Genomic DNA, 253 nt, shown 5'->3' on the forward strand with positions numbered 1-253 from the left:
CATCCTGAGCGAAACGAAGTGAAGCCGAAGGACCTGCATTCTTCTGTGCCCACTGCAATACTTCCCGGAAGCATTCTGCGAATGACGCAGGATAACTTCTCCAGAGAAGTTGTTGTGAGGGAGAGGATGCAGGTCCTTCGGCTTCGCTCAGGATGACGAACTTCGTTTCGTACAGGCTTCGCGTGGACAAGGATGACCCGCTTCGTGTCTAAGAAAAAACTCATGTCCTACTCACTGCCGCAAGCAGTCACGG

General features: G+C 52.6%; 1 protein-coding gene. It reads right to left on the reverse strand.

The features are described from left to right. On the reverse strand, positions 1 to 190 hold a 190-nt coding region (locus tag JAO32_RS19950; protein WP_334243652.1), incomplete at its 3' end, for a hypothetical protein. Between the last annotated feature and the right edge of the window lie 63 nt (positions 191 to 253).

The sequence above is a fragment of the Terriglobus sp. ADX1 genome, assembly GCF_036877645.1.
Classification (GTDB): domain Bacteria; phylum Acidobacteriota; class Terriglobia; order Terriglobales; family Acidobacteriaceae; genus Terriglobus.